The following is a 24,008-nucleotide window of genomic DNA, read 5'->3' on the forward strand; positions in this document are numbered from 1 at the left end:
TCAGCCGGCGGTGCGGCGAGCCACCACGAAGCGCGGCTTCCCGGCCAGGTCGGGGTGCTCGACGATATCGGCGAATCCGCCGTGCGCGGCGAAGAGGGCGGCCACACCCGAGCCATTGGTGTCGTCGTGTTCGATTGCCGCCGCACCGTTTTCGCGGAGCAGGCGGGCGATGTTCGGGATCATGGGGCGGATGACGGACAGGCCGTCGGGGCCACCGAAGAGGGCGCGGTGGGGATCGTGGTCCATGACCTCGGGATCGAGCTGGGCGTCCTCGGGGATGTAGGGCGGGTTCGAGACGACCACGTCGACTCGGCCGTCGAGGTGCTCGAGGATGGTCGGGTCGGTGACATCGCCCGCGTGCAGGTCGATCGGGGTGTCGCCCTCGTCGGCCAGTTGCAGGGCGTTGCGGCGGGCCCAGGCGAGGGCCTCGGCGTCGAGTTCCACGGCGTGGACCTGGGCGTCGGGGCGGGCGTGGGCGATGGCCAGCGCGAGCGCCCCGGATCCGGTGCACAGGTCCACCACGATGGGCTGATGTTCGTGGCCGAGCTGTTCGAGCTGGGCCAGGGCCCAGGCGAACAGCAATTCCGTCTCCGGGCGCGGCACGAAGACGCCGGGGCCGACCGCGAGATCGATCTCACCCATTGCCGCGGTGCCCGTAAGGTGTTGCAGCGGAAAGCGTTCCGCACGCCGGGCGACCAGCTTGCGGTACTCCTCCAGCTGGTCGGGGGTGAGCATCGGCATGAGCGCCAGCCGACCCCGGTCGACGCCCAGCACATGTGCCGCAAGGTGTTCCGCGTCCGCCTGGGGGCTGGGGACCCCGGCCTTCGCCAGGATCTCGGCGGCCTCTCGAATAGCCGGTCGCAAAGGTGCACGACTCACGATTTGCAGCCTTTCTTCCCCACGCACATGCTCGCACGAAATTGTTTGCCCCGAACCGTCTCCCGCCCAACCTGGCGCGCGCCGACGGCACCGGGCGTGGCGTCAGAGCTTTTTGCGGTAGTACACCACTCGCTCGCGCTCCTCGAAGCCGTTGGCCTGGTGGAAGCGGTGGGCGACGGCGTTCGCGAGCAGGGCGTCGGAGCCGAGTTCGGTGCAGCCGACCGAGCGTCCCCACTCCTCGACCGCGCCGCAGAGCGCGCCCGACAGCCCGTGCAGCCGGTGGCCGGGAGCCACGAAGATGCCTTCCAGGAAGGCCACCGGCGAAGTGTCGCAGCCGTTCACGTAGTCGTGGCGGATGCTGGCCTCGGCGTATCCGACGGGTTCACCGTCCTCGGTGCGGGCCACCAGGATGACGGCTTCGGGGTCGGCGACCTGTTCGGCCAGTTCGGCGCGGTGTCCCGCTTCGTCCAGGGTCGGCCACAGCGCGTACCGCAGCGCCGCCGCCGCGTCGATGGCGTCGGCGGTCACCCGTTCGATACGCGTGTCCATGGCCTGCGCCTTACTCCGCCGCCAGACGGGCCGCGCGGTCCGCCTCGCCGAGGGCGTTGAACAGGTCGTCGAGATTGCCGTCCAGCACCGAATCCAGGTTGTGCGCCTTGAAGCCGATGCGGTGATCGGCGATGCGGTTCTCCGGGAAGTTGTAGGTGCGGATGCGCTCGGAGCGGTCCACGGTGCGGATCTGGGTGGCGCGACCGGCGGCCGCGTCCTGCTCGGCCTGCTCCTCGGCCAGCGCCTGCAGGCGCGCGGCGAGGACCTGCTTGGCGCGAATCTTGTTCTGCAGCTGGGACCGTTCGTTCTGACAGGTCACCACCAGTCCGGTGGGCAGGTGGGTGATGCGCACGGCGGAGTCGGTGGTGTTGACGCCCTGGCCGCCCTTGCCGGAGGACCGGTACACGTCGATGCGCAGGTCCTTCTCGTCGATCTCGACTTCCTCGACCTCGTCGGGCTCCGGATACACCAGCACGCCCGCGGCCGAAGTGTGAATGCGCCCTTGGGATTCGGTGACCGGCACGCGCTGCACGCGGTGCACGCCGCCCTCCCACTTGAGCTTGGACCAGACGCCGTCGCGGCTGGCCTCCTTGCTCTTGATGGAGAAGCTGGCATCCTTGTACCCGTCCAGATCGGAGTAGGTGACGCCGAGCACCTCGACCTTCCAGCCGTGGCGTTCCGCGTAACGCAGGTACATGCGGGCCAGATCGGAGGCGAACAGCGCCGACTCCTCGCCGCCCTCACCGGATTTCACCTCAAGGATGACATCGTCGCCGTCGTGCGGGTCGCGCGGCGCGAGCAGGTCGGTGAGCTGCTTGTCCAGCTCCAGCACCTGCTCCTCGAGCCCGGGCACCTCGGCCGCGAAGGACGCGTCGTCGGCCGCGAGCTCCTTGGCCGCCGACAGATCCTCGCGCGCGGTCTTCAGCTTGTTGTAGGTGGCCATGATCGGCCCGAGCTCGGCGAAACGCTTGCCGACTCGACGCGCCGCGCCCGGGTCATTGTGCAGCGAAGGGTCGGCGAGCTGGCTTTCCAGCCCCTGGTACTCGGCCAGGATGTCGTCGATCGCGTTGGGGGCCGTCTTGTCGGCCATCGCGAATGCTCCTTCTGTAGGACTAATTGGCTTCTAGTTTCCATGACGCCCAACCCGCAAGGTTCGCGGCCCGGCTCGGTCTGGACTGCGGCTTGATAGACCTCCGCCTTGGAGCGGGGGAGCGAAGCGGAGGAGCGGAGGAGGGAAGACCGAGCTTGCAGGGCCGCGAACCAGCCCGGAGCGAAGCGGAGGGCAAATTGGACACAGTCCGGAAACGCACCGACGCCCGGCCTGCTGAGAGCAGGACGGGCGTCGGCGGGACAGCTACTTGGCAGCCTTGGGGGCGCGCTTGCCGTAGCGGGCCTCGAAGCGAGCCACGCGGCCACCGGTGTCCAGAATCTTCTGCTTGCCCGTGTAGAACGGGTGGCACTGGGAGCAGACCTCGACCGTGATCTGGCCCGACTCCTTGGTGCTCTTGGTCTGGAAGGTGTTGCCGCAGCCGCACACGACCGTGGTGTCCACGTACGTGGGGTGAATTCCTGCCTTCATGGGTGTCCTTTCGAAAGGCCTTGGGTCGCCTCGCGAACGCGGGACGTGAACCAAAACCGACTTAGGCATGGTTGCCGACGGAACAGTATATGCGGTGCTGTTGGGGTAGCCGCCGCGAGGGGTTCCAGCGTGCTCAACCCCCGGTACGTCCGGTTTGTTCCCCGGCGTCACCCCAAGAAACTAAGGGCACGCATATTCCGGGGGCTCGAGTGAGGCTGGAAGTCGAGTAGCTCGCTACTCAAGAATACGAACACCCGTGTTCATAGAGTTTTGTCCAGGTGAGAGTCACGCGACGATCGGAAGGACAGCGGTGGCCAGGAAGGACGCGACGATCCGGGGGTCGGCATCCCCCGTGAGCGCGCAAGCCGGAACCGGGAGGGCAACCCGGCGGCGCGCGGAGATCGTCGCGGGCGGGGTCCTGATCACACTGTTCGTACTGGTCGCGCTCGGCTGGTGGATGGCTCCCGGAGAGTCCGGCAACGCGGTGGGGCCCCTGAACACGACCCCAATCCCACCGCGGGGGGGACGACACACTCACCTATATAGCGGTCACGGCACCGGACGTATCCGGTGCCGTGACCGCGCTCATTCTCGGCGTGCTCATCGCCGGTGGCGCCTTCATCGGGCTGTTCTTCTTCAGCCCGAATCCGATTGCGCGCCAGACTTATTCGTCGAGCGCACCCGGGGCGGTCTTGGAGACCGTCATGAGGAACTCGACATTGCTCTTGGTCTTCTTCAACCGGTCGACCAGCAGGTCGATGGCCTGATGTGAATCCAGGCCGGAGAGCACGCGACGCAGCTTGTGCAGGACCGCGGCCTCATCGGGCGACATCAGCAGATCGTCGCGGCGGGTGCCGGACGGGTTGACGTCGACCGCCGGGAACACGCGACGCTCGGCGATCTTGCGATCGAGCTTGAGCTCGGCGTTGCCGGTGCCCTTGAACTCCTCGAAGATGACCGTGTCACCGGTGGAACCGGTCTCCACCATCGCGGTGGCGATGATGGAGAGCGAGCCGCCGTTCTCGATATTGCGGGCCGCGCCGAGGAACCGCTTGGGCGGGTACAACGCGGTGGAATCCACACCACCGGAAAGGATTCGGCCCGAGGCAGGCGAGGAGTTGTTGTACGCGCGGCCCAATCGGGTGATCGAGTCGAGCAGCACGACGACGTCCTGGCCCTGCTCCACCAGGCGCTTCGCCCGCTCGATGGCGAGCTCGGCGACCGAGGTGTGGTCGCTCGGCGGCCGGTCGAACGTGGAGGCGATGACCTCGCCGCGCACCGAGCGCTGCATGTCGGTCACTTCCTCGGGACGCTCGTCCACCAGGACGACCATGAGGTAGCACTCGGGGTTGTTGACCGAGATCGCGTTCGCGATGTCCTGCATGATCGTGGTCTTACCGGCCTTGGGCGGGGACACGATCAGCGCGCGCTGACCCTTACCGATCGGCATGATCAGGTCGATGATGCGCGTGGTCAGCTTGTTCGGCTGGGTCTCCAGCCGCAGTCGCTGGTTCGGGTACAGCGGGGTCAGCTTGTTGAATTCCGGACGGCGGCGGGCACTTTCGACATCGGTGCCGTTGACCGTGTCCAGCCGCACCAGCGGATCGAACTTCTGACGCTGGTTGGACTGGTCGCCGTCGCGCGGGGCGCGGACCGCGCCGGTGATGGCGTCACCGCGGCGCAGGCCGTTCTTGCGGACCAGGTTCATCGACACGTACACGTCGTTCGGCCCGGCCAGGTAGCCCGAGGTGCGGACGAACGCGTAGTTGTCGAGGACATCGAGGATGCCCGCGACCGGCTGCAGGACGTCGTCCTCGCGGATCTCCATCTCGCGAGCCTCGCCGCCGCCGGTGCCGCCCTCGCGGTCCCGGCCGCGACGACGCTCGCGGAAGCGACGGCCCCGGCGACCGCGGCCGCCTTCCTCGTCGTCATCGTCGCGGGCGTCACGCGGGTTGTTGCGCCCGGTGCCGTTCTGGTTCTGCTGGCCGCCGTTCTGGTTGCGCTCGCCCTGGTTGTTGCGCTCACCCTGGTTGCGCTCACCCTGGTTGTTGCGCTCGCCCTGGTTGCGGCGGTCGCGGCGGCGCTCGCCCCCCTCGGACTGCTCACCCTTGTCGGCGGCGGGCGCCTCGGCGGCGGTGGCCTCGGCATTGCCGGCACCGCGCTGCTCGCGGCCCCGGCGCTGGCGACCGCGGCCACGCTGGCCACCGTCACGGGCGTCCTCGCCACCCTCGGCGCGGGCGTTGTCGCCCTCCTCACGCTTGGATTCGCGAGTCTCCGAAGAGTTTTGGCGCGCTTCGGCCTTCTCGACGTGCTTCGCCGGAGCCTCCGCCTGCGCTTCCGCCTTCACCTCGGCCTTGGCCGCAGCGGGCTCGGCGGCGGCGACCTTCACCGACGCGGACTCCCCACCGTTCGGCGCGTCCTCGGCCTTGGCCTTGGCATTTCGCGTGGCCTTGCCGGTAGCGGCCGTCTTACCGGCGCCTCCGGACTGGTTCTCCTTGATGGCGGCGATGAGATCACCCTTACGCATCCCGGAAGTGCCCCGGATACCGAGCTCTCCCGCAAGTGCACGCAACTGCGGCAACAACATTCCAGTCAGCCCCGATCGTGCGACGTCAGTTTGTTCGCTCATCTTCGAAATCTGTCCGGAGTCACTTTCGCGGCTACCCGCGGACGCTGTATCGCTATCCGTTCTGGGTGTCGCGAGCAGGTCCGTATCTGTCACGGAAATCCTTTCCTTCCCTCGACCGCCGTGTGCCTGTTCGAGGGTTCCTCCTGCAGTCCGGTCTCGTGCCGAACTCGGATGCCGTATCGCCTGTCCCGCCTGGGCGGCGGGGTCGCCACCACGTGGGCTTCGCCACCGAGTGCTGGTGCTCATCACACGAAAAAGGTTGGAGAGATCATTCCAGTTGACTGGCTACCCCCAAGTTTCGAGCCTCAAGCCTCGAGCCTGAGCAAGGAGCCTCTGGAGCGATTTGCCCTGATGAAGCACCGGCGTCTGACGCGCACGATGTACGGACTCGCTCAGGATAGCTCCCACCTTTTGCATCGGCAAGGCAGGCGCGCTGTCAATCCACCAGGACGCCGCCGGCGATGCCCGGCTCCAGCACGCGCATGCCGTCCGCGATCGCGAGTTCGCGCAGTTCTTCGGGGAATTCGCTGGTCGTGAAGGCGAGCACGGTCGGGCCCGCCCCCGACACGGTGGCCGCGATCCCGGCCTCGCGCAGCCGCTCCACCCATTTGGTGGTCAACGGCAGCGCCGAGGCGCGGTAGCCCTGGTGTAGCCGGTCGGCCGTGGCCGGCAGCAGCAGCTCGGGCCGCTGCGTCAAGGCGACTACCGCCAGCGCCGACCGGCTGGCATTGAAAGCCGCGTCGACGTGCGGAACCATGTCCGGGAGCAGCCCGCGGGTGTGCGCGGTGGCCGAACGCTCCTCGGGAATGAGCACCACCGGCCGCAGCGACGGGTGCGGCTCGAGCCGGACCGCGCGGTAGATGCGGGCGTGATGTGCGTCGGCACTGCCGTTTTCGTCCGCCGAACGGTCGGTTTCGGTCCAGCACACCACGAATCCGCCCAGGATGCTGGCCGAGGAATTGTCCGGGTGACCTTCGAATTCACCGGCCAGCTGGACCAGCACGTCGTCGCCGTAGGCCAGCTCGGGATCGAACTTCGCGGCCAGCCCGCGCCCGGCCGCCAGGCCGCCGACCGCCGCCGAGGCCGAGGAACCCATGCCCCGCGAGTGCGGAATCACGTTGCGGCACACCACGTCCAGGCCGTCGGCCCACACCCCTGCGGCCTGCAGGCCGCGTTCGATGGCCCGCACCACCAGATGCGAAGGGCCCCAGGGCACATCGTCGGCGCCCTCCCCCTCGACCCGGATGGTGAGCCCGGAGTCCGTGGTGGACACCGTGATCTCGTCGTAGAGCCCCAAAGCGATTCCCAGGGAATCGAAACCCGGGCCGAGGTTGGCGCTGGACGCCGGAACCCGCACGGTGACGGAGATTCCGGCGGGCAGCGTCCGGGTCATGAGTTGGGCGTCGCGCGAATTCAACTCAGGCCAGCTCGAGTTCGTGGGCCACGGCGACCGGGTCGACGGCGATGGGCTTCACCTCGGGCATGCCCTTGAGCGCGTTGTCCGGGTCCTTGAGGCCGTTGCCGGTCACCGTGCAGACCACGGTGAGACCGGCGTCCATCCAGCCCTCGGCGCGCGCGGCCAGCAGACCGGCGACCGAGGCGGCGGAGGCGGGCTCCACGAAGACGCCCTCCTTGGCCGCGACCAGGCGGTACGCGGCCAGGATCTCGTCATCGGTGGCCGCGCGGAACGCGCCGCCGGACTCCTCCTTGGCGGCAACGGCCTGGTTCCAGGACGCGGGCGCGCCGATCCGGATGGCGGTCGCGATGGTCTCCGGGTTCGACACCGGAGCGCCGTACACCAGCGGCGCGGCACCGGCGGCCTGCACGCCCAGCATGCGCGGGCGCGAGGTGGTGGTGCCGTCGGCGTAGTACTCGCTGTAGCCCTTCCAGTACGCGGTGATGTTGCCCGCGTTGCCGACCGGCAGCACGTGCACATCGGGGGCCTTGCCCAGCGCGTCGGCGATCTCGAAGGCGGCGGTCTTCTGGCCCTCGATGCGGGCCGGGTTCACCGAGTTCACCAGGCCGACCTCGGGGAAGTCCGAGGTGACCTTGCGGGCCAGCTCGAGACAGTCGTCGAAGTTGCCGTCCACCTGAATGATCTTGGCGCCCAGCATGACCGCCTGGGCCAGCTTGCCCATGGCGATCTTGCCCGAGGGGATCAGCACCGCGCAGTGCAGCCCGGCGCGGGTGGCGTAGGCCGCCGCCGACGCCGAGGTGTTGCCGGTGGAGGCGCACAGCACGGCCTTCTTGCCGTTGTACTTGGCGTCGGTCATCGCCATGGTCATGCCACGGTCCTTGAACGAGCCGGTCGGGTTCGCGCCCTCGACCTTGAGGTAGACCTCGCAGCCGGTGAGCTCGGAGAGGTGGTGCGCGGGCACCAGCGGGGTGCCGCCCTCGAAGAGAGTGACGGCCCTCCAGTCGGCGGGAATCGGGAGGCGATCCCGGTACGCGTCGATCAGACCCGGCCAAGGGGTATGCACGGCTGCGGCGCGTGCGGTTGCACTCATTCCTCGGTGCCTTCCAATCTCAGAACACTGGTCACGGACGTGACGGAGTCCAGTTCGGCCAACGCCGCAACGGTATCCGCCAGCGCGGATTCCTGCGCGTGGTGGGTCACTACGACCAAGCGCGCGCCCTCGTCGTGGCCCTCCTGGCGGACCGTCGAGATGCTCACACTGTGCTTCGCGAATTCGCCCGCGACCGCCTCCAGCACGCCGGTGCGGTCGGCTACCTGCAGGTTCACGTGGTAGCGGGTCGGGGTATCCCCGATCGAGGCGATCGGCAGTTCAGCATAAACCGATTCACCGGGGGCGCGGCCACCGAAGAACTTGTTGCGCGCCGCCATCACCAGGTCGCCCATGACGGCCGAGGCGGTCGGCGCGCCGCCCGCGCCCTGGCCGTAGAACATCAGGCGTCCGGCGTTCTCCGCCTCCACGACCACCGCGTTGAACGCGCCGTTGACCGATGCGAGGGGATGCTTGCGCGGGATGAGCGCCGGGTACACGCGGACGGAGACCTTGTCCTTGCCGTCCTCGTCGCTGACCCGCTCGGCCATGGCCAGCAGCTTCACCGTGCAGCCCACGGCCGCCGCGGTTTCCAGATCCTCGGCGGTGATCTTGGAGATGCCCTCCCGGTAGACATCGCCGGAGGTGACGCGGGTGTGGAAGGCGACCGAAGCCAGAATCGCGGCCTTGGCGGCGGCGTCGTAGCCCTCGACGTCGGCGGTCGGGTCGGCCTCGGCGTAGCCCAGGCGGGTGGCCTCGGCCAGCACGTCGGCGTAGTTGGCGCCGGTCTCGGCCATGGCCGAGAGGATGAAGTTGGTGGTGCCGTTCACGATGCCGACCACGCGGTTGACCCGGTCGCCGGACAGCGACTGGATGAGCGGGCGGATCACCGGGATGGCACCCGCGACGGCGGCCTCGAAATACAGGTCGGCGCGGTGGTTCTCGGCCGCGGCGGCCAGTTCGCCGGTGTAATCGGCCAGCAGCGCCTTGTTGGCGGTGACGACCGACTTGCCCGCGTTGAGGGCGGCGGTGATGAGGGCGCGGGCCGGGTCGATGCCACCCATGACCTCGACGACGATGTCGACATCGTCGCGGGTCACCAGGGCCTCGGCGTCGGTGGTGAGCAGGTCGGCGGGCAGGCCGCGGTCCTTGCTCAGGTCGCGCACGGCGACACCGCGCAGCACGACGGGCGCGCCCACACGGTTGCACAGGTCGTCGGCGTGATCGCGGATGATCCGAACGACCTCGGTGCCGACCGTGCCCATGCCGAGGACCGCGACTCCAATGGGGTGATCCTGTCCCCACACGCCGTTTCTGTTCTCGGTCATGCCTTCACCTCCAAGCTGAGTAGGTCCTCCACCGTTTCACGACGAAGGATCAAGCGCGCCTTGCCGTCTCGCACCGCGACCACGGCAGGCCGGGTGAGCATGTTGTAACGGCTCGACATCGAGTAGCAGTACGCGCCGGTCGCGGCCACCGCGATCAGGTCGCCCGGGCCGACATCGGCCGGGAGCCAGGTATCGCGGATGACGATATCCCCACTCTCGCAATGCTTTCCGACCACCCGAGCCACCACCGGATCGGATTCGCTGCTGCGCGAGACCAATCGGCAGTCGTACTCGGCCTGATACAGCGCCGGCCGGATGTTGTCGCTCATACCGCCGTCGACGCTGACGTAACGGCGCTGCGCGCCCGCGTCGAGCGTCACGTCCTTGACGGTACCCACCTCGTAAACGGTGACGGTGCCCGGTCCCGCGATGGCCCGGCCAGGCTCCACCGCGATCTCGGGGACGGCCAGGCCCAGTGCGGCGGCCTCGCTGTCCACGATGTGGCGCACCTTCTCGGCGAAATCGAACAGCGGCGGCGCGTCATCGCTGGGCACGTAAGAGATGCCGAGCCCGCCACCGAGATCCAGCAGGTGCATCTGCTCGGTGCGGGCGACGCCGTACTTCTCGGCGACCTCGCTGAGCAGGCGCAGCATGCGCCGGGTGGACACCTCGAAGCCGTCGATGTCGAAGATCTGCGAGCCGATGTGGCTGTGCAGGCCGACCAGGCGCAGATTGCGGGCGTCGAAGACGCGACCGACCGCCTCGAGCGCGGAACCGTCGGCGATCGAGAAGCCGAACTTCTGATCCTCGTGCGCGGTCGAAATGTATTCGTGGGTATGGGCTTCCACGCCGACGGTGACCCGGACCAGCACGTCCTGCACCACTCCGGCGCGGCCCGCGACCGCCTCGAGCCGATCGATCTCGATCAGCGAGTCGAGCACCACGTGCCCGACCCCGGCGGCGACCGCCTGCTCCAGTTCGACGACCGATTTGTTGTTGCCGTGCATGGCGATTCGCTCGGCGGGGAAGCCCGCGTGCAGCGCCACGCCCAGCTCGCCGCCGGAGGCCACGTCCAGGTACAGGCCCTCGTCGCGCACCCAGCGCGCGACCTCGCCGCACAGGAACGCCTTGGAGGCGTAGTGCACCCGGGCGTGCTCGCCGTAGGCGCGCACCATGTCCCGGCAGCGCGAACGGAAGTCGTCCTCGTCCACCACGAACAGCGGGGTGCCGAACTCGGCGGCCAGCTCGGTCACCGGGACCCCGGCCATCGAGACCACGCCGTCGGCTTCGCGAGAAGCGTTGCGCGGCCACACATGTGCGGGCAGTTCGATCATCTGCGCCGGGTCACCGGGCCGCTCCGACAGGGTCGGGGCGTGCGGGATGTCCGCGTGACGGGGTCCGGCGGGGTGGGCATTCATCTACATACGCTCCGGAGCAGTGACGCCTAGCAGGCCGAGGCCGTTGGCGAGGACCTGACGGGTGGCTTTGACCAGCTCGAGGCGAGCGGCATTGAGCGGGGTGACCACATCGTCGCCCTGCGGGATGACGCGCAGCGTCTTGTCGGACTGGAAGGGGTGGTACGCCCCGGCCAGCTCCTCGAGGTAGCGCACGACGCGGTGCGGCTCGCGCATCTCGGCGGCGGTGGCCACCACGCGCGGGTACTCGCCCAGCGTGCGAATGAGCTCGCCCTCGCGGTCGTCGGTCAGCAGCGCGAAATCCGGTGTCACCGCGGCGTAGTCGAAGGCCGCGGAGTTGCCGATGATCTGATTGGTCCGCGCGTGCGCGTATTGCACGTAGTAGACCGGATTTTCGCTGTCCTGGCGGGTCCACAGGTCCAGGTCGATGTCGATGCTGGAGTTCACCGAGGAACGCACCAGCGAGTAGCGGGCGGCGTCCACGCCGATCTGCTCGACCAGGTCGTCGAGCGTGACCACGGTGCCCGCGCGCTTCGACATCCGAACGGCGGCACCGTCTTTCACTAGATTCACCATCTGGCCGATGAGCACCTCGACGGTGTCGGGGTCGTCCCCGAAGGCGGCCGCGGCGGCCTTGAGGCGGCCGATGTAGCCGTGGTGGTCCGCGCCGAGCATGTAGATGCACAGGTCGAAGCCGCGCGAGCGCTTGTTCTGGAAGTAGGCGATGTCACCGCCGATGTAGGCGGACTTGCCGTCGCTCTTGATGACGACGCGGTCCTTGTCGTCGCCGTATTCGGTGGAGGCGATCCACCAGGCGCCGTCCTTCTCGTACAGCTTGCCCGACGCCTTGAGCGTGTCGATGGCCTTCTCCACCGCGCCCGAGGCGAACAGCGAGCTCTCGTTGAAGTACACGTCGAAGTCGGTGCCGAACTCGTGCAGCGTCTTCTTGATGTGCGCGAACATGAGCTCGACGCCCTCGCGGCGGAACAGCTCGTGCCGCTCGGTCTCCGGGAGTTCCAGCACACCCGGGTTGGCCTTGACGACGGTGTCGGCGATCTCATTGATGTAGTCGCCCGCATAGCCGTCCTCGGGGGTCGGCTGCCCCAGCGCTGCGGCCACCAGCGAATTGGCGAAGCGGTCGATCTGCGCGCCGTGGTCGTTGAAGTAGTACTCGCGGGTGACGTCCGCGCCCTGCGAAGCCAGGATCCGGCCCAGCGCGTCGCCGACCGAGGCCCAGCGGGTGCCGCCCAGGTGGATCGGACCGGTCGGGTTGGCGGAGACGAATTCGAGATTGATGGCGGTGCCCGCGAGAGTGCCCGCGGTGCCGAAGTTCTCACCGGCCTCGAGAATCTTCGCCACGATCGCGCCCTGCGCGGACTTGGCCAGGCGAATGTTCAAAAAGCCAGGTCCCGCGACCTCGGCGGCGTCGATGCCCTCGGCCTGCGCGAGCGCCTCGGCGAGCAGAGTGGCGAAATCGCGGGGGTTCATTCCCGCCTTCTTCCCTACCTGCATGGCTACATTCGTGGCATAGTCTCCGTGCTCAGGGTTGCGAGGACGCTCCACCTTGACCTCGTCGGGCAGGACCGCTGGGTCGGATCCGCGTTCGACAAGTACCTTCGCCGCGGTAGCACGAAGGAGATCTGCAAGGTCAGCTGGAGTCACGAGTCACTATCCTATGGTCTGAGCAGGTGAACGCCGCGAGCGGGCACCACCGGGCAGGTGCCCAGCAAACGATGCGGCCGCGTCGTTTGATTGTCCGACACGTCGAAAAGAGCACAACAAGCATGCCAAGCAGGACCAGTGCCAAATCGGCCAAGGCCATCAAGGCCGCGGGCAAGTCAGCCGGATCAGCGCGCAAGGGTGGCGGAGGCGGGAACCTGGGCGGTAAGCGCCAGGTCCCGTGGCTCATGATCGCGGCCGTGGTCTGCGTGCTCGCGTTGATCGGCGGCATCGCCTGGGTGATCGTGCCCAAGATCGCGGCCAAGCAGGCCACCAGCAAGGCCCAGTCCGACGTCAAGGAATTCGTGCCCACCGCACAGCAGAAGGATCCGTCCGACCGCATTTCCGGCGTCGTGAAGAAGGACTACCCGGCGGGCCTGCACATCACGGCCAAGCAGCGGGTCGCCTACGACCAGACCCCGCCCTTCGGCGGACCGCACGACAGCTCCTGGGCGGCCTGCACCGGCGTGGTGTACAGCAAGGCGATTCGCACCGAGAACGCCGTGCACTCCATGGAGCACGGTGCGATCTGGATCACCTACAACCCGGACAAGCTCAGCGGCGGCGACGTCGACCAGCTCAAGAAGTCCGTCAAGGGCCGTCCCTACATGCTGATGTCGCCGTACCCGGGCCTGGACCGCCCGATCTCGCTGCAGTCCTGGGGCCACCAACTCAAGCTGGACAGCGCCGGTGACGAGCGGATCCGCGACTTCATCACCGCGCTGCGGCTGAACCAGTACACCTACCCCGAGGTCGGCGCGGACTGCGCCAACCCGACCTTCAATGTCGACAACCCGCCCGCCTTCGACGCGTCCGCGCCCGGCCCCGACGCGATTCCGATGGACGGCAAGGGCGCCACCAGCGCCCAGGACGAGGCCGGCGGCATTCCGGGCATGCCCGGCTCCGTCCCCGGTCTGCCCGGCGGCATCACGCTGCCGACCGGCAGCCCGGCGGCGCCCGCGAGTCCGACGGTGCCCGAGGGCATCCCGGCCATCCCGGCTCCGACCGATGCCCCGACCCAGCCGGATCAGCCGGCTACGACCGAGTAGTGGCGCCGTTCATGTCTGATATCCCCGACCGCAGTTCCGAGCCGGACCCCGCCGCCGAGCCCGTCCAGCAGCCGCGCCGCAACCAGCGGCAGGTGCTGTTGATACTGGCCATCGTCGGGGTGCTGCTGACCGGATTCCTGGGCGGCATCCTGGTCGACAATGCGATGCGCACCGCGCCGGAGACGCCGGGCGCGGTGGATGTCGGCTTCTCCCAGGACATGTCGGTGCACCACACCCAGGCGGTGCAGATGGCGGGTGTCACGCTGTCCGGGTCCACCGATCCGGCGGTCAAGCGCCTGGCCTATGACATCCTCACAACGCAGGCCAATCAGGCCGGCCGCATGCAGGGCTGGTTGCAGGAGTGGAACGAGCCGCTCATCGCCCCGGACGGCTACATGGGCTGGATGACCGACATGTCGTCGCATCAGCATTCCGGCACCGCCATGCATTCCGGCGCCGTGCAGGCCATGCCCGGCATGGCCTCGGATCAGGAGATGGCGGAGCTGGGCAAGGCCACCGGCACCGCCCTGGACACGCTGTTCCTGCAACTCATGCTGCGCCACCACCAGGGCGGCATGCCGATGATCGAGTACGCCGCCCAGCGCGCCGACACCGACGCGGTGCGGACGCTGGCGCAGAGCATGGCCAAGACACAGCAGGGCGAGGCCGATCTGATGACCCAGATGCTCGCCGAGCGCAAGGTCGCCCCGCTGCCGATGAACTGACCTGCCGCGAGTCGGCTCCGGTCGCGGACCGGGTGTTCAAAACACCCGGTCCGCGTCGGTTTTTGGCGCAGCGCAGCCGATGCGATACGCTTTCCCAGCCCGACCGGGAGACCGGACGGGACCATCCCCGCCCTCGTAGCTCAGGGGATAGAGCGTCTGCCTCCGGAGCAGAAGGCCGCAGGTTCGAATCCTGCCGAGGGCACCACAGTAAGGCCCCGACCGTGAATCACGGTCGGGGCCTTACTCGTTGATGGCACCTCTTTGCCCGTTGATGGCACGCAATGACTGACTTTTCGTGCCATCGTCACCGATAGGGATTCCGCCGGGCGACGTTCGCGACCAGAGTGGTAGCTGCGCATCGCGGTGCCCGGTTGTGCCGGAGGTAATCGGGCACCGCGAGCGCGTTTTTCCGGGACGCGCGGGGATACTCGGCGAGATTCGTTGATTTGATTGCGGTTTCGCGGACGACGCGGCCAGGCCGGTATACCGGGCGCGCCCGGGCCGCAGCGTGATCTCGCCCGGCCTGCCTTACCAAGTGAAACGTGTACGGGCCGGTATGTTCTGAAGGGTGTCCGAGACCGAGAGCGCCCGTGCGGAAATGCCACAGCGACACGTCTCGCGCCCGCTCGCCGGAGGATTCACCGGCGTCGTCGCGGCTGCTCTCACCGGATTGAGCCTGGCCGCGCCGGTCGCCGCCACCCCGGTGACGCCCGAGGAGTCGGCGGATCAGGCGTTCTACAGCGCGGCCGAGGACCGGGTTGCGGGCACGCACGGCTCGGTCATCCAATTGCGGCCGGTCACAGGCGATCCCGCCCTGGCGGGCGCACGCAACTACCTGATGCTGTACCGGTCGATCGACATGCACGGCAATCCGGTCGCGGTCTCCGGCACGCTCGCCGTCCCGGAGGGCACGCCGCCGCCGGGCGGCTGGCCGCTCATCTCCTGGGCGCACGGCACCACCGGCGTCGCCGATGAGTGCGCGCCCTCACGCGACACCTCCCCCGAGTTCCCCGCCCACGATTACGCCGCGCTGGTCCGCCGGGTGCAGGAGCGGTGGATCGCGGCCGGGTACGCGGTGGCGCAGACCGACTATCAGGGGCTGGGCACCCCCGGGCCGCACGGCTATCTGATCGGCACCGCCGAACAGCGCGCCGTCACCGATATGGCAAGGGCCGCTCGGGAAGTCGATCCCGAGATCGGCACCCGCTGGGTGGCGATGGGGCACTCCCAGGGCGGCCAGGCCGCGATCTTCACCGATGCACAGGCCCAGCAGTGGGCCCCCGAGCTACAGCTGCTGGGCTCGGTCGCGCTCGCGCCCGCCTCACATCAGGGCATCGGACTCCAGGCCTCGCAGGTGGCCACCACCGCCGTTGCGGCGGGCGCGCTCACCCCGCTCACCGGCGGCGCGGTCTCGTTCCTGCCGTTGATCATTCGCGGCGCGCAGACGGTGGCCGACCTGGATCCGGCCCGATTCCTCACGCCCCGTGCGCAATCCATGCTGGCGCAGGCCGACACCGAGTGCATCGGCCAGCTGCGCCGACCCGACTCCTGGGGCGGGTTGGGCACCGACGAGGTGTTCCTCCGCAATGGCGACATCTCCGGCCTGGTCCGCGTCCTGAACGAAAACGACCCCAGCGCACTGTCGTTCACCCAGCCGCTGCTGGTGTTGCAGGGGCGCTCCGACACCACGGTCCCGCCGCCGGCCACCGATGCCATGGTCGTGCAGCAGCGGGCCGGTGGGCAGCCCGTGCAGTACCACACCTATCCGGGCGTGGATCACCGCGGCGTCCTGGAGGCGTCGTTCAATGACGCGCTGGTCTGGGTGGACACCCGCTTCGACCGCTAGCCGAGCGCGCCCGGACTACCCCTGGGACAACACGTTCCGCCCGAAATCGCGCACCGGAACGACGCGCGGGACGGCCGGGGCTTCGGGCGTCGCCACGACGCGCGGTGACCGCAGCCGCCACAGCACGTACAGTCCCGCCGCGCAGCCCAGCGTGATCACCAGGGCCATCCAGCCGGGCGTCGACGAGAGCGCCGCCTGCGGATCCCGGTACCAGCGCGGCGAATACGCGATCCGCCCGAAACTGCTGCCGCGCAGCGCCACCACCAGGCACGGCACGATCAGCACGGCCACTGCTACCACGGCGCTGCCCGCCGTCGCGGGCACCGCCGCGCCGAAGCAGTAGCCGATGATCAGCCCGGTGAGGGTCACCCCGAGCACCGGGATCACCGCGTGCAGGTGCGGGCTACCAGCCGTTGCGGCCGCGAAGACAGCCAGCCCGCCGGTGGCGGCGAGCCCGATCCACGGTGCGCGCCAACGCCGTCCGGCCGCCAGCCCGAGGATGACGGCGAGCACCGGGAAGGGCGCGGTCCAATCCGGCCGCGGCACCGCGATGATCGCGCTGCCCGCATTGGCCACCGCCACCGCCAGCAGCACCAGCGTGCCCTCACGTCCCGGCAGCAGCAGCGCCGCCACCGCGGCCGCGCCGACGGTGATGGACACCGCCACCGCGATCTGCGCGGGCGTGCCCTCGTGCCGCACGAACCATTCGGTCGACAGCGCGGTCGCGGTGACCAGCACCAGCGCCGAGAGAATCGGCCCGATCGCCAGATCGGTGTTCTCGTCCTGGACCGCCGGATCGGTGTGCTGCGCCGCGATACCCAGCGCCAGCAGGACGGCCGAGATCAGCATCAACCACAGGGGTGGCGTCGCGCCGGAGGCCCATTCGATGAGCGGATTGCCCTCACCCGACTCGGGCAGCGAGGTCTGATCACCGATCAGGATTCCCGACAGCGCGCCGATCAGGTAGGCCCCGGTCGCCACCGGTTTGCCGAACACCGCGACGGCGAGCGCGCCGAGCAGGATTCCGCTGAAGATGGCGTCGATGTAGTTGACGGTGGTCATGACCCCGGTCCCGGCCGGGGCGCTGTTCCAGAGGTGGTTGACGAGCAGCACCACCGCGCTGCCGAACGAGGCGATCCACGCGCTGCGCCGCCCGAGCGCGACCACCAGAGCCGCCGAGACCACCGCGAACGCCGCACCCGCCGCGGCCGCGCGCGGCATGTTCAGCACCATGAGGTCGAGTTCCAGGACCGATCCCTCGGACCCGCCGAGATTGAGCGGGGCCAACAGGAACAATCCCGCGATCGCCGCCCCGAGCACCGCCGCCATCGTCTCCACCGGACCCGCGAAACGGCGGATCGCCCGGGGCGCATTCACGCCCCACGGTTGTGCCAACGCGAACCTCGCGCCCATCTCGTCACCTTTCGTCGGTGATGCGACGCCTTCCGCGTTACAGCAATAACGAGCAGCTATCTGTTGGCGAGGTTAACAGGAACGATCTGTGGGGATTCTGAGAAGTGGAGTCGGTCACATTTCTCAGGCGCAGCGGAACCGGAAGGTTGCCGGTGGGGTGCCGCCCGGCACCGAGGTGATCTGAACGGCCGCGTCGCCGTCGAGGGCGCAGCCGATCGGGGTGGCGATCTGCACCCGGTAGCAGCCGGGTGCGCCGTTGTAGACGGCCGAGCCGTCGATGCCGGTGGTGACGGTCGCGAGGTTGGCTCCCCCGCCGCAGAGCGCGATATCGGCCGCGATGCCCGCCATGGGGAACTGTTCGGGTCCGTAGACGGCCTGGATCGTCAGCGCCGGTCCGGCGGGTTCCGCGGCCGCGACGGGTGCGAGCGCGCAGGCGGCGGCGAGAACGGATGTGACGAGCAGCGTGCGGCGCATTCGGTTGCTCACGGGGGGCACCGGATCTCCTTCGGGTCGAGCCGAGGCCGGAACTCGATCAGCTCAGCGAATTGGCCTCCGCGCCAATATAGGCGCTTGCCTGACCGTCCAGTCGCATTCCAGTGGACCGCCCCGCGGCCGCGCACTGCTCGGAGGTGAAAGCGACTGCCGCGCCGAGGACTTCGAGCTCCACCCGATCGCCGACCGCGGGCGCGTCCACGCTCACCCGGCGCACCTGGACGGCCTCCGGACAGCCGTCGAGATCGAGGGTCAGCATGACGTCCGCACCCCGGAACTCGATGGCGCGCACGGTCGCACAGCCGGGGTGTCCGTTGGTGACCACCCGGGCGTGCAGCTGCTCGGGTCGCATCATGACCGCGCCCGCGCCGGTGGGCGCGTTCACCTGCACCGGGATCCGGCCCAGCACGGTCTCGGCGGTCTCGGTCCCGATGCTGGCGTCGAGCAGCACGGTGTCGCCGAGGAATCCGGCCGTGAACAGGTCCGCCGGGGCGGCGTACACGTCTTCCGGCGTCCCGACCTGGGTGAAGCGGCCCGAGCACATGACCGCCACCTGATCGGCGAAGGACAGCGCCTCCTCCTGATCGTGGGTGACCAGGATGCTCGTCATGCCCGCGGCGCGCAGGGTTTCGGCGACGGCCTGCCGGGTGGCGGCGCGCAGTCCGGTGTCGAGCGCGCTGAAGGGCTCGTCCAGCAGCATGACCTTGGGTTGCCGGGCCATGGCGCGGGCCAGGGCCACCCGCTGCTGCTGCCCGCCGGAGAGCTGGTGCGGGCGGCGATCGGCGTAAGACGGGTCCAGCGAGACCATTTCGAGCAGTTCGGCGATCCGCTGCCGGTGCCTGCGCCGCCCGCCGAGTCCGCCGCCGAGTCCGTAGGCGATGTTCTGCCCCACCGTCAGATGCGGGAACAGTGCGCCGTCCTGCGCCACGTAGCCGATGGCGCGTCGATGCGGCGGTACCGAGAATCCTTGCCGGGCAATGACTTCCCCGCCGATGGACACCGATCCCGCGTCCGGGTTCTCGAAGCCCGCGATCACCCGCAGCAGCGTGGTCTTGCCGCAGCCGGAGGACCCGACCACGGCGGTGGCGCTGCCGTCGGCCACGTCGAGGCAGATGCCGTCGAGCACCGGCGCGGTCCCGAAGGACTTGGAAACCTGGTCTACGACAAGACGACTCACAATCCCGCCGCCTTCCTGGATTGGGTGAACAGCAGATAGGTGACCGGCACCGAGACGAGGATCATGATCAGCGCGTACGGTGCGGCCGCGGCGTAGTCCAGCTCCCCCGACAGCTGCCAGAACCCCATGGCGAGGGTGCGGGTGCCATTGGGGGCGAGCAGCAGGGTGGCGGTCAGTTCGGTGGCCACGGCCACGAACACCATGGCCGCCGCCGCGGCCGCCGCGGGTGCGGTCAGGCGCAGCGTGACCCGGAAGAACGTTGCGGTGGGCGACTTTCCGAGCACCTGCGAGGCCTCCTCCAGCCCCACCGGCACCTGCGCCAACCCGGCCCGCACGCTGACCAGCGCGCGCGGCAGGAACATGAGGGTGTAGGCGGCCAGGATGGTCGCGGCGGTCTGGTAGAGCGCGGGCAGCCAGCGGATGCTCACGGTCACCAGCGCCAGCGCGATCACGATGCCAGGCAATGAGCTGGTGATGTAGTTGGCGCCCTCGATGATTCGCGCGAATCGCGAGCCGGAGCGGACCGCGATCCAGGCCACCGGGAAGGCGCACAGGGTGGTGATCACCGCGGCCGTGGCGGCCAGACCGATGGTCTGGCCGAGGGATTCGCCGATCTCGGCGGTATTCCACACCGCCGCGCCGCCGATCTTCAGCCAGCGCCCGATGGTCCACAGCGGCACCCCCAGGGTGGCCGCCAGCGCGCCGGTCAGCAACAGGAACATGGGAATCTTGGCCGGGCCCAGCCGAATCCGGTTCGCCCCGCGCTGCGCGCCGCCGCCGACCCGGGCGTAGCGGGCGCGCCCGCGCACCGCGGCCTCCCCGGCCAGCAGCACCAGGCACAGCACCACCAGGACGCCGGCCAGCGTGCTGCCCGCGGCTCCCGCGAAGCTCGACTGGTACTGCTCGAAGATGGCGGTGGTGAAGGTCTGGAACCGGATCATGGCGAACGCGCCGTATTCGGCCAGCAGATGCAGCGAGATCAGCAGTCCGCCACCGAGAATCGCCAGCCGCAGCTGCGGCAGCACGACGCGCACGAAAATGGCGATCGGCCCGGAGCCCAGGGCCCGAGCCGATTCCTCCACCGCGGGATCCAGCCGCCGCAGGGTCGCCGCCGCCGGTAGGTACACCAGCGGGAAGTACGACACGGTCGCGACCAGCACCCCGGCCCACAACCCGTGCAGTGCCGGGATGGCGCTGACCCAGCCGTAGCTGTTGACGAAGGCCGGAACCGCCAGCGGGGCCGCGAATATCGGCCCCCACCAGGCCGCGCCCGGCACGTCGGTGCGTTCCACGATCCAGGCCAGCCCGACGCCCAGCGCGACGCAGATCGGCACCGTCAGCACCACCAATTCGGCGGTATTGCGCAGCAATTCGCCGACGCGCGGGCGGAAGATCAAGTGCGCGGTCTCGTCCCAGCCGGTCGAGACCAGGGTGGACACGATGTAGCCCAGCGGCACGAAGGTGGCCGCCACCAGGAGCAGGGCGGCAATGATGACGACCGACCCGGGCCGGGTGGCCCGGGTCGGCGACGCCTTCGTAGCGGTGGGTACCGCGGTCCGAACTGACACGGTTAGAGCAGGCCCGCCTCGGTCATGAGCTGCGCGACCTTCTTGGCGTCCAGCTTGCTCGGGTCGATCTTGGGCGCGTCCAGCGAGGCCAGCGGCGGCAGCGCCGGGTTGGCCGCGACGTCGGAGGCCACCGGGTACTCCATGGAGTCACCCTTCTGCAGCACCTCCTGGCCCTTCTTGGAGGTGATGAAGTTCAGGAACTTCTGGGCGTTGGCCTGCTTGGCGCTCGACTTCAGCACGCCGCCACCGGAAACCGAGACGAAGGTGCCCGGGTCCTGGTTCTTGAAGTAGAACAGCTGGGTGTTGCCGCTGTTCTCCTTGGTCTTGGCCTGGTCGCGGTACCAGTAGTAGTGGTAGATCACGCCGCCGTCGAACTGCCCGGCGTTGGCGTTCTTCATGACGGTGGTGTTGTTCTGCGAGATGATCGCGTTGTCCTTCATCCCCTTCAGCCACGCCTTGGTGGCGTCCTCGCCCTTCTGGGCGAGCAGGGCGGCCACGATGGCCTGGAAGTCCGCGCCCGCGGCGGCGCCGCTCCAGCGGCCCTTCCACTGCGGCTGCTGCAGATCCAGCAGCGACTTGGGCAGCTGGTCGGCCGGGAGCTTGGCGGTGTTGTAGACGAAAACGGTTGAGCGCGCGGCGATTCCGGTCCACTTGCCGGTGGACGGGCGGAACTGCTCGGGCACCTGCGCCAGCGTGTCCTTGTCGACATCGGCGAACAGGCCCGCGTTCTCGACCAGCGCCATGGCCGGGGAGTTCTCGGTGAGGAAGACGTCGGCCTTGGAGTTCCTGCCCTCGGCGACGAGCTGATTGCCCAGGTCGGTGTCACCGCCGTTGCGGATGGTCACCTTGATGCCGGTGTCCTTGGTGAAGGCGTCCACCCACTCCTTGGTGAGGGATTCGTGCTGGGCGTTGTAGACCAGAATCTCGTTGTCGTCCTTGGACAAGTTCGAGCAGGCCGTGGTCGCCCCGAGCACGGCGATCGCCGCCAGTGCGCCGGAAACCAGTTTCCATCGAGCCGCCGTCATGACCGTCCTTCCACTCACCTCTGAGGTTTGCCTAACCAACGTACATTCCCGCCCGTCGGGTTCAAATGCCGCCCCACCAATCGACATGCAATTGCCGTACTCTCCAGACGTTCCGCAACCGAAGATCGGCCCGAGTCGAAGGATCTCGATGACCCGCAATCGCCGCACTCCCCTGACCATCGGACTCGGCGTCGCGGCCGTGGTGCTCGTGGGAGGCGGCGTCGCAACCGCGGTGACATTGGGCGGCAAGGACTCCGGACCCAGCGAGAACCAGCGGGTCGAGACCGCGCTGCGGGATTTCTACGACGCCCTGGGCTCCGGCGGCGCGGCCGAGGCCGTCGACCTGACCTGTGCGGGCGACCGCGCGCAGTACGCGGCACTGCCGGAATCGGCGAAGAAGCAGACGGATCAGAACAAGGTCACGATGAAGGTCGACTCCATCGGGGGCATCACCATCAGCGGCGACCGCGCCACCGCCACCACCCTCGGCACCTTCACCATGCCGGGGTCCGCACCCAGCAAGCGATCCACCAGCGAACACCTGCGCAAGGAAGACGGCGTATGGAAGGTCTGCTCCACCGACGCGAAATAGGACGGCCATGAGCTGCTGCGGCCCGAGTCGGCGACAGGTTCTCGGTCTGCTCGCGGCGGCGGCACTGCCGATGAGCTGGGCGAGTCCGGCTCGCGCACAACCGGGTTCGACGGTGGCGACCGATCTGGAGGTCGTCACCATCACCGCGGACTCGGCGGGAGGTCAGCGGCATCATCACCGCGGGCCTGCCGCCCGATTTCCGCCAAGAGCCCGGTCTCGCAGCGTATCCCGAGGTCATGCTGGCTGCGCTGCTCGACGACATACGCCGCCCCGACCGCGCCGTGGACCATCCGCTGCTGGCCGGTGACCTGACCGCCGAGGCCACTCCCGACCAGGTGCGCGGCGTGCACTCGCGACTCGCGAACTTCGGGGTCCCAGGCCGGGGCTGGTTCGCCCCGCGCGGCAATCACGACCGCCGATGCCGCCGAGCTGCAATCGATCTACCGATCGGCCCCCGGCGTCTTCCTGCACCACTCCGGCCACACCCACCGGAATCGCCGCACCCGCCCCGACCTTCCGATTCCCGTCGAGTTCCTGGAAGTCGCGGCCGCCAAGGAGTATCCGGGCGGCTACACCCTGCTCCGCCTCTATGAGGGCGGCTACACGGTCAACTTCTACAAGACCCGCACCGAGGCCGCCCGCCGCTGGAGCACCCGTTCCAGGGGCGAATACTTCGGCCTGCTGCCGGAATACACGCTCGGCACCGCCGCAGACCGCAATCACACGGTGTTGCGCGACCTTTCCGGCGTGTTCCCGTCTGAACGCGAAAGCGCCTCCCATATCCGGCCTGGGAGGCGCTTTCCGATGGAGCGAGCGACGGGACTCGAACCCGTGTGACAGGTTTTGCAGACCTGCTCCTAACCACTCGGACACACCCGCATCGGCCCATTGATAATGGCGCGAATCGGGCGCGCGGCCGAGGTTTCGAATCACTGTGATTCCTACCGGTCCGCAACGTGCGATGATCGGTGGCATGTCGCGTCCCCGTCCGCTGCCACTCGATCCGATCGAGGAGGCGCATCGTCAGTGGACGGACCACGGCTGGGGTGAGGTGGCCGACGGAATGGCGGCGGTGACGTCCCTCGTGCGGGCCCAGCAGATCGTGATGGCGCGCGTCGACGAAGCTTTGCGACCGTCCGGCTTGACCTTTTCCCGATACGAGCTACTCATGCTGCTGAGTTTCAGCAAAACCGGCGCGCTGCCCATGGCGGTGGCCAGCGCGCGGCTCCAGGTGCACCCCACCTCGGTCACCAATACGGTCGACCGGCTGGAGGCCGCGAACTTGGTGAAGCGTGTCCCACATCCGAGTGACCGGCGGGCGACGCTCATCGAAATCACCGATGCCGGAAGGGATCTGGTGTCCAAGGCCACCATCGAGCTGAACCGGCGCGTTTTCGCCGAGGCGGGCCTGCCGCCGGAACGATTGCAGCTGCTGCTGCAATTGCTGTCGGAGTTCCGGCAGGCGGCCGGTGACTTCGATCCGGGTAGCTCACCCACCCGCTGGGCCGGTCAGTAACTC

Annotated in this window: 21 protein-coding genes and 2 tRNA genes; 6 read left to right on the top strand and 17 right to left on the bottom strand. The window is 68.7% G+C overall.

The window, feature by feature from the left end:
* The 10 genes from prmC to argS all read right to left on the bottom strand — a co-directional run bounded on the left by prmC (position 1) and on the right by argS (position 12,545).
* Positions 1 to 879 (bottom strand): peptide chain release factor N(5)-glutamine methyltransferase, encoded by an 879-nt coding sequence (gene prmC, locus NS2_RS00585; protein WP_033085052.1) that lies wholly within the window; start codon positions 877 to 879, stop codon positions 1 to 3.
* A gap of 102 nt (positions 880 to 981) precedes the next feature.
* Positions 982 to 1,428: an aminoglycoside 6'-N-acetyltransferase gene (gene aac(6'), locus NS2_RS00590; RefSeq protein WP_033085053.1), complete on the bottom strand. Its 447-nt coding sequence runs from the start codon at positions 1,426 to 1,428 to the stop codon at positions 982 to 984.
* A gap of 10 nt (positions 1,429 to 1,438) precedes the next feature.
* The gene (gene prfA / locus NS2_RS00595) at positions 1,439 to 2,518 is read right to left on the bottom strand and encodes a peptide chain release factor 1 (protein ID WP_033085054.1); all 1,080 of its coding nucleotides are present in this window, start codon (positions 2,516 to 2,518) and stop codon (positions 1,439 to 1,441) included.
* A gap of 264 nt (positions 2,519 to 2,782) precedes the next feature.
* Positions 2,783 to 3,007 (bottom strand): 50S ribosomal protein L31, encoded by a 225-nt coding sequence (rpmE, locus tag NS2_RS00600; protein WP_033085055.1) that lies wholly within the window; start codon positions 3,005 to 3,007, stop codon positions 2,783 to 2,785.
* Positions 3,008 to 3,671: 664 nt separating this feature from the next.
* On the bottom strand, positions 3,672 to 5,729 hold the full coding sequence (gene rho, locus NS2_RS00605; protein WP_081985525.1) for a transcription termination factor Rho: 2,058 nt from the start codon (positions 5,727 to 5,729) through the stop codon (positions 3,672 to 3,674).
* A gap of 343 nt (positions 5,730 to 6,072) precedes the next feature.
* Entirely contained in the window at positions 6,073 to 7,029 is a 957-nt protein-coding gene (gene thrB, locus NS2_RS00610) for a homoserine kinase (RefSeq protein ID WP_033085123.1), read from the bottom strand.
* Between the two features lie 25 nt (positions 7,030 to 7,054).
* Complete coding sequence (gene thrC / locus NS2_RS00615; protein WP_033085058.1) at positions 7,055 to 8,143, bottom strand: threonine synthase; 1,089 nt, start codon at positions 8,141 to 8,143, stop codon at positions 7,055 to 7,057.
* Positions 8,140 to 9,468 carry a homoserine dehydrogenase gene (locus NS2_RS00620; RefSeq protein ID WP_045437289.1) on the bottom strand — a complete coding sequence of 443 codons (1,329 nt, stop codon included), beginning with the start codon at positions 9,466 to 9,468 and terminating at the stop codon, positions 8,140 to 8,142. The genes thrC and NS2_RS00620 overlap by 4 nt, the downstream gene beginning before the upstream one ends.
* A complete protein-coding gene (lysA, locus tag NS2_RS00625) occupies positions 9,465 to 10,886 on the bottom strand; it encodes a diaminopimelate decarboxylase (RefSeq protein WP_033085059.1) in 1,422 nt (473 codons plus the stop codon). The genes NS2_RS00620 and lysA overlap by 4 nt, the downstream gene beginning before the upstream one ends.
* On the bottom strand, positions 10,887 to 12,545 hold the full coding sequence (argS, locus tag NS2_RS00630; RefSeq protein ID WP_033085060.1) for an arginine--tRNA ligase: 1,659 nt from the start codon (positions 12,543 to 12,545) through the stop codon (positions 10,887 to 10,889).
* A 122-nt stretch (positions 12,546 to 12,667) separates the two neighbouring features.
* Between argS and NS2_RS00635 the strand changes: the two genes are divergently transcribed.
* The 4 genes from NS2_RS00635 (at position 12,668) to NS2_RS00650 (ending at position 16,222) form a co-directional block, all read left to right on the top strand.
* A complete protein-coding gene (locus tag NS2_RS00635) occupies positions 12,668 to 13,651 on the top strand; it encodes a thioredoxin-like domain-containing protein (RefSeq protein ID WP_045437286.1) in 984 nt (327 codons plus the stop codon).
* A gap of 11 nt (positions 13,652 to 13,662) precedes the next feature.
* Positions 13,663 to 14,376, top strand: coding sequence for a DUF305 domain-containing protein (locus NS2_RS00640; RefSeq protein WP_033085126.1), 714 nt, complete (start codon positions 13,663 to 13,665; stop codon positions 14,374 to 14,376).
* A gap of 129 nt (positions 14,377 to 14,505) precedes the next feature.
* Positions 14,506 to 14,581, top strand: a tRNA-Arg gene (locus NS2_RS00645).
* A gap of 363 nt (positions 14,582 to 14,944) precedes the next feature.
* Entirely contained in the window at positions 14,945 to 16,222 is a 1,278-nt protein-coding gene (locus NS2_RS00650) for an alpha/beta hydrolase family protein (protein ID WP_084978510.1), read from the top strand.
* 15 nt (positions 16,223 to 16,237) lie between these two features.
* Here NS2_RS00650 and NS2_RS00655 read toward each other — a convergent pair whose 3' ends face one another.
* From NS2_RS00655 to NS2_RS00675, 5 genes are all read right to left on the bottom strand, one after another.
* Positions 16,238 to 17,635, bottom strand: coding sequence for a hypothetical protein (locus tag NS2_RS00655; RefSeq protein ID WP_143161197.1), 1,398 nt, complete (start codon positions 17,633 to 17,635; stop codon positions 16,238 to 16,240).
* Positions 17,636 to 17,758: 123 nt separating this feature from the next.
* Positions 17,759 to 18,121, bottom strand: coding sequence for a hypothetical protein (locus NS2_RS00660; RefSeq protein WP_143161196.1), 363 nt, complete (start codon positions 18,119 to 18,121; stop codon positions 17,759 to 17,761).
* Positions 18,122 to 18,167: 46 nt separating this feature from the next.
* Positions 18,168 to 19,304, bottom strand: a complete 1,137-nt coding sequence (locus NS2_RS00665; RefSeq protein ID WP_081985526.1) for an ABC transporter ATP-binding protein — start codon at positions 19,302 to 19,304, stop codon at positions 18,168 to 18,170.
* Positions 19,301 to 20,872 (bottom strand): ABC transporter permease, encoded by a 1,572-nt coding sequence (locus tag NS2_RS00670; protein WP_036546147.1) that lies wholly within the window; start codon positions 20,870 to 20,872, stop codon positions 19,301 to 19,303. The genes NS2_RS00665 and NS2_RS00670 overlap by 4 nt, the downstream gene beginning before the upstream one ends.
* Before the next feature lie 2 nt (positions 20,873 to 20,874).
* Positions 20,875 to 21,897, bottom strand: a complete 1,023-nt coding sequence (locus NS2_RS00675; RefSeq protein WP_147207046.1) for an iron ABC transporter substrate-binding protein — start codon at positions 21,895 to 21,897, stop codon at positions 20,875 to 20,877.
* A gap of 148 nt (positions 21,898 to 22,045) precedes the next feature.
* Here NS2_RS00675 and NS2_RS00680 point away from each other — a divergent pair, with 148 nt between their 5' ends.
* Positions 22,046 to 22,489, top strand: a complete 444-nt coding sequence (locus NS2_RS00680) for an Rv0361 family membrane protein (protein WP_052085914.1) — start codon at positions 22,046 to 22,048, stop codon at positions 22,487 to 22,489.
* Positions 22,490 to 22,629: 140 nt separating this feature from the next.
* Here the strand turns inward: NS2_RS00680 and NS2_RS35750 are convergent, their stop codons facing one another.
* Both NS2_RS35750 and NS2_RS00690 read right to left on the bottom strand, forming a co-directional pair.
* Positions 22,630 to 22,899, bottom strand: coding sequence for a hypothetical protein (locus NS2_RS35750; protein ID WP_033085065.1), 270 nt, complete (start codon positions 22,897 to 22,899; stop codon positions 22,630 to 22,632).
* Between the two features lie 395 nt (positions 22,900 to 23,294).
* Positions 23,295 to 23,368 (bottom strand) — tRNA-Cys (locus tag NS2_RS00690).
* A gap of 94 nt (positions 23,369 to 23,462) precedes the next feature.
* Between NS2_RS00690 and NS2_RS00695 the strand changes: the two genes are divergently transcribed.
* Entirely contained in the window at positions 23,463 to 24,005 is a 543-nt protein-coding gene (locus NS2_RS00695) for a MarR family winged helix-turn-helix transcriptional regulator (protein WP_033085130.1), read from the top strand.
* The last annotated feature ends 3 nt before the right edge of the window (positions 24,006 to 24,008 follow it).

Origin of the sequence: Nocardia seriolae NBRC 15557 (assembly GCF_007990715.1) — a bacterium.
GTDB classification, from domain to species: Bacteria; Actinomycetota; Actinomycetes; order Mycobacteriales; family Mycobacteriaceae; genus Nocardia; species Nocardia seriolae.